The organism is Colwellia sp. E2M01 (genome assembly GCF_018860585.1).
Taxonomy (GTDB): Bacteria; Pseudomonadota; Gammaproteobacteria; order Enterobacterales; family Alteromonadaceae; genus Colwellia.
The window spans coordinates 1-8,077 of sequence record NZ_JAHKPR010000083.1; the positions used below are offsets into that span (position 1 = coordinate 1).

Genomic DNA, 8,077 nt, shown 5'->3' on the forward strand with positions numbered 1-8,077 from the left:
ATTTAATCAAATTGGTATAGTAACTGGTTATTGCGATTGAAGGGAACGTAGGATTTAGGTATTTTAACCAGTACAGGTGTTCAGTAACTTAACGGACTTGGTATAAATAAGCGAGATTAAACAGAAAAAGGCTAGCGTATAATTACCCTAGCCTTTTAATTAATTCACTACTAAGCTGGTTTTTTATTCATTAAATACCAAGCAGCTCCGATAAATACCAAACTGGGCATGGTGGCCCCTAACACCGGCGGTAGTTGATATACCAAACTCAATGAACCCAAAACTTCGTTAAATATGAAGAATAAAATTCCGGTAAAAACACCCATCATGATCCTTGCGCCCATAGATACAGAGCGTAATGGCCCAAAAATGAAAGATAAAGCAACCAATAACATAACAGCAACGGTTAATGGCTGCATTAATTTACGCCAAAATGCTAATTGATATCGACTTGGATCTTGATCATTCGCTTCTAAATAATCTAAATATTCAAGTAAGCCTTCTATTGAAAGTGACTCTGGCGTAACGGTTACCACGCCTAATTTGTTAGGCGTTAATGAGGATTTCCACACTTTATTAGTGTATTTTTTAGTAATGATCTGATTATCTTCTAAAATAAATTCTTCTGCATCAATTAAAGTCCAGGTGTTTTTTTGATAAATAGCACTTTGAGCAGAAATCCAACGATCAATTTTTAACTGCTCATTAAAACCATAAATTTGAATTCTTTTTAGTTTACTTTGATCTTGCACATCACCAATATTAACAAAATAATCTCCGTCTTTAGCCCATACTCCATTTCGTCCTGAAATTAAACTCCCTCCAGATATAGCTTGGGCACGAATCTCTCGAGCTTTCGCCTCACCACTGGGGGCTAACCACTCACCAATAGCCATACTAATAATGATTAATAGGGCTGCTGTTTTCATAACCGACTTAATAATATCTAATTTTGAGAGCCCTGCGGCTTGCATCACAATTAATTCACTATTACTGGCTAGCATACCAATACCAATTAAACCGCCAATAAGTGCAGCCATCGGAAAGAAAATTTCAACATCGCGCGGTACACTGTAAAGAACAAATAAAGCCGCGTGTACTAAATCATAATCTCCACGACCAATAGCGCGCATTTGCTCAACAAATTTAATAATACCGCTAACACTTACAAATACAGCTAAGGTGATAAAAGTAGTAGATGCGATTACACGACCTATATAAAAATCAAGAATTCGCATTAATCTTCCTCGCTTTTATGGTTAGCTGAGCTGTTTTTGCGTTTAAAACTCGGCAGTTTTGCTTTAATAATTCGGCCACTACTACGCTCTTTCATCAATAATATAACCCCTACAAATAAAGCACTTATATGTATTGGCCATAAGCCGATAGCACTAGGGATAGCATTTTTTTCAATAGCTGAACGCATAGATGTAAGTAATAATAGATAGCCTAAAAATAACATTAAAGCAGGTAACATTTTAGCGAATTTACCTTGTCTTGGGTTTACAACACTTAACGGTACGGCAATAAAAATTAAAATAATACACGCCAGTGGAAAAGCAATACGCCATTGAATGGTGGCGCTGTAAGAGGCCGCTAATTCAGGTGCTGGAGTACTATTAAATAAGTCAGGTGTCGATAACGCATTTAATTTACGATGACGACGTTCAACCTCTTGGTCTTTAATTTGAATATAATATTTATTAAATGAAACAGACTGAAATTCACCACTCTCCATTTCTCGATGATAACGAGTACCATCACCTAAAACTAATTGCTGCGAGCCGTTATCACCTTCAAAAACTTTACCTGTTTTAGCGTACACTAAACTGGAATTAATAATATCAGCTTCGATGTTGTTTTCTTTTGGCAACTGAGCAACAAAAACTTTATGAAAACTATTGGTTTTTCGGTCTTTGTCGTGAATAAAAACAACTGCATCTTGGTTTCCTGTTTGTTGAAAACGACCAGACACTAAAGCACTTAAGCCAGAGTCGGCTGCAAGTTCTTCTTTAACTTGATATTCATACTCAGAGGCAAGCGGTGAAAGATAAAGCGTAAATATCCCTGTAAAAATAGCAGTAATAACAGCCAGTACTAAGGTTACCCGCACCACATACCATTCACTTACCCCACAAGCATGTAACACAGTCATTTCGCTATCCGCATAAATACGCCCGTAAGCTAATAACACGCCTAAAAACAAACTCAAGGGCAGAATAAAACCAGCAAGGTCAGGTATCTTCAAAGCAATAAAGGTCATCACTAATTGTCCGGGTATACCTCCTTCTGAAGCATCACCTAATACGCGAACAAACTTTTGACTGATAAAAATAGTCATTAACACCAGAAATACGGCTAATTGTGTTTTGGCGACTTCTTTTAATAAATAACGGAAAATGATCACAAAAAGATCCTATAAAAACTTAGTTTTTTTCTGACATAAAGGCAATTATTAAGTAAACTTGTCGTTTTCATAAGTAAACTATATAGTCAGTAGCTAACGAATATTGATGAGTGCAACGATAATTATAGCCCTTAGCGATATCAATTGAATAGACAAGAGTGCTATTTTTTACTTATTTTAGCAAGTTATGCTAAAAATGTTTTATTAATTTGTAAAAGGAAAAGTCATGGAGTTCAGTGTAAAAAGCGGCAGCCCAGAGAAACAGCGTAGCGCATGTATTGTTGTTGGTGTTTTTGAACCACGCAGACTTAGCGGTACAGCCGAACAGCTTGATGAAATAAGTGAAGGCTATATCAGTAACCTTTTACGTAAAGGCGATTTAGAAGGTAAATCGGGGCAGATGTTATTATTACATCACGTACCTAATATTTTAAGCGAACGCGTTTTATTAGTTGGTTGCGGTAAAGAGCGTGAGCTAGATGAGCGCCAATATCGTCAAATAATTACCAAAACAATTAACAACCTAAACGAAACAGGTTCAATGGAAGCCGTATGCTTCTTATCAGAACTACACGTTAAAGGTCGTGATATTTATTGGAAAATTCGTCAAGCGGTTGAAGCTGCACAAGATGGTTTATACAGTTTTGATAGTTTAAAAACCCGTAAAGCTGAGCCTCGCCGTCCGTTACGTAAAATTACCTTTAACGTACCTACTCGTCGTGAATTACCTATTGGAGAACGTGCAGTAGCGCATGCTTTAGCCATTGCTGAAGGTATTACTACCTGTAAAAATGTAGCCAATATGCCGCCAAATATTTGTAATCCTGCGTATCTTGCTGAGCAAGCTAAGATCCTTGCCAGTGACTATGAAAACATTTCCACTACTATTGTTGGTGAAGCTGAAATGGAAGAGTTGGGCATGGGTTCATACCTAGCCGTTGGCCGTGGCTCTGTTAATGAATCATTAATGAGTATCATCAAGTATGATGGCGCTGGTGATGATTCGAAACCACTTGTTTTAGTAGGTAAAGGTTTAACATTCGACAGTGGTGGTATTTCATTAAAGCCAGGCGCAGGCATGGATGAAATGAAATACGACATGGGTGGTGCAGCCGGTGTTTTAGGTGCAATGCATGCTTTAGCTGAATTACAATTACCATTAAATGTCATTGGCGTTTTAGCGGGTTGTGAAAACATGCCTAGCAGTAATGCCTATCGCCCAGGTGATATTTTAACGACTATGTCAGGTCAAACTGTTGAAGTATTAAATACTGATGCTGAAGGCCGTTTAGTATTATGTGACGCATTAACTTATGTTGAACGTTTTGAGCCAGAAGCGGTAATTGATGTTGCGACCTTAACTGGTGCTTGTGTTGTTGCCCTTGGCGCACATGCAACTGGCTTATTAAGTAGTCATAACCCGCTTGCGCATGAGTTATTAAATGCCTCGGATCAAAGTGGTGACAGAGCATGGCGCTTACCACTGTGGGACGATTACAACGCACAACTTGAAAGTCCATTTGCTGACATGGCAAACATTGGCGGTAAAGAAGCAGGCACTATTACAGCGGCTTGTTTCTTATCACGCTTTACCAAAAAATATCATTGGGCACATCTAGATATTGCTGGTACAGCATGGCGCGGCGGTAAAGACAAAGGCTCAACAGGTCGCCCTGTGAGTATGCTTACCCAATTTTTACTGAACCGCTCAGGTCAAGAACAAGGCGAATAAAGACTTACCTTTATTGTCTAAGTAAAGTATGAAAACATTAACCCCGAGTAGTTAACTATTCGGGGTTAAACGTTTAAACAACATGCTTAAAATAGGCTATAAACATATAGCAAATGAACAGGTAAAAATATGCAAACCCAAGTAATGTTTTATCTACTTAATGATGAAATCAGCAAAGATAAAAACACAGCCGAAACAGAGCAAGATACTCGCTCGGCTATTTATCATGCCTGTTTGCAAGCGAGTCATTTTTATCGTCAAAATCAGCGTGTTTATATTTATACGCAAGATAAACAACATGCCGAGCAAGTAGATGAAATGCTTTGGGCATTTGATAGCGACAGTTTTGTGCCTCATAACTTAGTTGGTGAAGGTCCAAAATCAGGCGCTATGGTTGAGATAGGTTATCAACCACCACAAAGTAGACGTCCTGTTCTTATCAACTTAACTAGCACTGTGCCTAACTTTGCTAATCAATATCAATTTATTGTTGATTTTGTACCAAGCGATGAAACCTTAAAACAACAAGCAAGAGAACGCTTTAAAGCTTGTCGCCAATGGGGCTTTAGTGTTGATAACCAGCCAGCTATTGAGGTTGAGACTTAGGAATTAGCGCTTAAATACATAGGCTCTAGGGCCTAGTAACCTAGAAGCTAGATAACTAGCAAAAAACGAATTTAAATAGACAGTTAATGTACGGTAAAATAATAACGTTAACAAAACTGTCTATCACTATTAAACAAATTATTAGCGGAAAAAATGATGGAAAAAACCTTTAACCCTACCGACATTGAACAATCTCTCTACACAAGCTGGGAAGAGCAAGGTTACTTTAGCCCAACTGGCGAAGGTGACAGTTACAGCATTGCTATTCCGCCACCAAATGTCACTGGTAGCTTACATATGGGTCATGCTTTTCAGCAAACCATCATGGACACGCTAATTCGTTACCAACGTATGCAAGGTAAAAATACCTTATGGCAAACGGGTTGTGATCACGCCGGTATTGCAACACAAATGGTTGTTGAGCGTAAGATTGCTGCTGAAGAAGATAAAACACGTCATGATTATGGTCGTGAAGGCTTTATCGATAAAATTTGGGAATGGAAAGAAGAGTCTGGCGGTACAATCGGCAAACAAATGCGTCGTTTAGGTAACTCGATTGACTGGACTCGTGAACGTTTTACCATGGACGACGGTATGTCTGAAGCGGTACAAGAAGTATTTGTACGTTTATTTGAAGACGACCTAATCTATCGTGGCAAACGTCTGGTTAACTGGGATCCAAAATTCCATACCGCTATTTCAGATTTAGAAGTAGAAAACAAAGACAAAAAAGGCCATATGTGGCACTTGCGCTACCCACTTGCTGATGGCGCTAAAACCGCTGACGGTTTAGATTATTTAGTGGTAGCAACAACACGTCCTGAAACCATGTTAGGTGATACCGGTGTTGCCGTTAACCCTGAAGATCCTCGTTATAAAGATTTAATTGGCAAACACGTTTTATTACCCTTAGTGAATCGTTTAATTCCTATTGTTGGCGACGAACATGCTGACATGGAAAAAGGCACGGGTTGTGTAAAAATAACCCCTGCTCATGACTTTAATGATAATGAAGTTGGTAAACGTCATGCGTTGCCACAAATTAATATTTTCAATAAAGACGCTGCTGTACTGGTAACCGCTGAAGTTTACGATACGAAAGGCGAAGTATGTGATGCATATGATGGCGCATTGCCTAGCGAATTCGCCGGTATGGACAGATTTGTTGCCCGTAAAGCCATTGTTGAAAAATTTGACGATCTTGGTTTATTAGTTGAAGTAAAAGACCATGACTTAGTAGCGCCATACGGCGATCGCTCTGGTGTAATTATCGAGCCACTATTAACTGACCAATGGTACGTGCGTGTTGAAAAACTAGCAGGTCCTGCCGTAGATGCAGTTAAAGATGGTCAAATTGAATTTGTGCCTAAACAATACGAAAACATGTACTTTGCTTGGATGAACAACATTCAAGATTGGTGTATTTCACGCCAGCTTTGGTGGGGACACAGAATTCCAGCATGGTATGACGAAAGCGGCAAAGTGTATGTTGGCAGAACTGAAGCAGAAGTTCGTGCAACTAACAATATAGCTGATGACGTAAAGCTAAGCCAAGATGACGACGTACTTGATACTTGGTTCTCATCTGCGCTGTGGACTTTCTCTACGTTAGGTTGGCCAAAAGATACTGATGATTTGAAAACCTTCCACCCTACTGATGTACTGGTAACGGGTTTTGATATTATCTTCTTCTGGGTTGCACGTATGATCATGATGACCATGCATTTCAACAAAGATGAAAACGGTAAATCACAAATCCCATTTAAAAAAGTTTACATGACAGGCCTTATTCGCGATGAAAATGGCGATAAGATGAGTAAATCTAAAGGTAACGTGGTTGATCCATTAGATATGATAGACGGTATCTCACTTGATGATTTACTTGAAAAGCGTACTGGCAACATGATGCAGCCACAACTTGCCAAGAAAATTGAAAAGCTAACCCGTAAAGAATATCCAAACGGTATTGAAGCACACGGCACTGATGCATTACGTTTCACTCTAACGTCTGTTGCAACTACAGGTCGCGACATTAGTTGGGACATGAAACGTCTTGAAGGTTACCGTAACTTTACTAACAAATTATGGAATGCTAGCCGTTACGTAATGATGAATACCGAAGAGTTTGATTGCGGTAAGGACGGCGGCGAGATGCAATTATCACTTGCTGATCGTTGGATCATTGGTCAGTTTGAACAAACAGTGAAAACAGTCCATGAAGCTTTCGACACTTACCGTTTTGACTTAGCCTCACAAGCACTTTACGAATTCACATGGAATCAATTCTGTGATTGGTATTTAGAGCTTACTAAGCCTGTATTATTCAAAGGTAATGAAGCACAGCAACGTGGTACGCGTCATACATTGGTTAATATTTTAGAGGCATTGCTACGTTTGATGCACCCTATCATGCCATTTATCACAGAAACTATTTGGCAACGTGTTCAGCCATTAAGTAACTTTGCTAAAAAAGGCGATTCAATCATGATTCAGGCATTCCCTGAATTTGATGCCAGCAAGTGCGATCAACAATCGATTGATGATTTAGAATGGGTTAAACAATTTATTATTGCCATTCGTAACATTCGTGGTGAAATGGATATTGCGCCAAGTAAAGCCTTACCGGTATTACTTAAAAACGTTAACGAAGACGACCAACGCCGTCTATCAGAAAACGAGCAATTTTTAAGTTCACTAGCAAAACTTGAAAGCATTGAAATCTTAAGTGCTGACGAACAAGGCCCTGCTTCTGCATCGGCATTAGTAGGTAATTTATCAGTACTTATTCCAATGGCAGGCTTAATTGATAAAGAAGCTGAAATAGCGCGTTTAGATAAAGCCATTGAAAAGCTAGATAAAGAAGCCGGTAAAGTACGTAGTAAACTTGGTAACGAAAATTTTGTTAGCAAAGCGCCTGCTGCGGTAATTGAAAAAGAGCAAGCAAAACTAGCTGAAGCTGAATCGGCATTAGCTAAAATGCAAGAGCAAAAAGAACAAATAGCAGCCCTTTAATTTTTCTCAACATTGAGTAATTATAAAAGAGATAGATCTACATTAAGATAATTTCTTAACCTAATACCAAGTTGATTAAGTTCTTTCCCACTCAGCGAAAGTTAAAAGGCTTAGAGGCAAGGCATTGATTGAAGAAAATGGTTATTCAGGAGAATGTGCTCCTGCATTCTCTAAGAACACCATCCATGTAGCGTCCTTTTCAAAATCAATAACGCAGCATGTAAGCCTTTACTTTTAATTAGGTATTCGCCCTTTGGGAGCTTGCTCGATGTACATTAACATCGTTAAATTTATTTGATTTAGAATGACTAGACCTAAAC

The 8,077-nt window shown here is 38.8% G+C and carries 5 protein-coding genes; 3 read left to right on the forward strand and 2 right to left on the reverse strand.

Annotation, left to right across the window (positions count from 1 at the left end):
- Positions 1 to 170 precede the first annotated feature (170 nt).
- Both lptG and lptF read right to left on the reverse strand, forming a co-directional pair.
- Positions 171 to 1,238, reverse strand: a complete 1,068-nt coding sequence (gene lptG / locus KO502_RS16175) for an LPS export ABC transporter permease LptG (RefSeq protein ID WP_216023613.1) — start codon at positions 1,236 to 1,238, stop codon at positions 171 to 173.
- A complete protein-coding gene (gene lptF / locus KO502_RS16180) occupies positions 1,238 to 2,407 on the reverse strand; it encodes an LPS export ABC transporter permease LptF (RefSeq protein WP_216023614.1) in 1,170 nt (389 codons plus the stop codon). The genes lptG and lptF overlap by 1 nt, the downstream gene beginning before the upstream one ends.
- Before the next feature lie 226 nt (positions 2,408 to 2,633).
- Here lptF and pepA point away from each other — a divergent pair, with 226 nt between their 5' ends.
- The 3 genes from pepA to KO502_RS16195 all read left to right on the forward strand — a co-directional run bounded on the left by pepA (position 2,634) and on the right by KO502_RS16195 (position 7,757).
- Positions 2,634 to 4,139, forward strand: a complete 1,506-nt coding sequence (gene pepA, locus KO502_RS16185) for a leucyl aminopeptidase (RefSeq protein ID WP_216023615.1) — start codon at positions 2,634 to 2,636, stop codon at positions 4,137 to 4,139.
- 129 nt (positions 4,140 to 4,268) lie between these two features.
- Positions 4,269 to 4,745, forward strand: a complete 477-nt coding sequence (locus tag KO502_RS16190; protein ID WP_216023616.1) for a DNA polymerase III subunit chi — start codon at positions 4,269 to 4,271, stop codon at positions 4,743 to 4,745.
- A gap of 156 nt (positions 4,746 to 4,901) precedes the next feature.
- Entirely contained in the window at positions 4,902 to 7,757 is a 2,856-nt protein-coding gene (locus tag KO502_RS16195; protein ID WP_216023617.1) for a valine--tRNA ligase, read from the forward strand.
- Positions 7,758 to 8,077 lie beyond the last annotated feature (320 nt).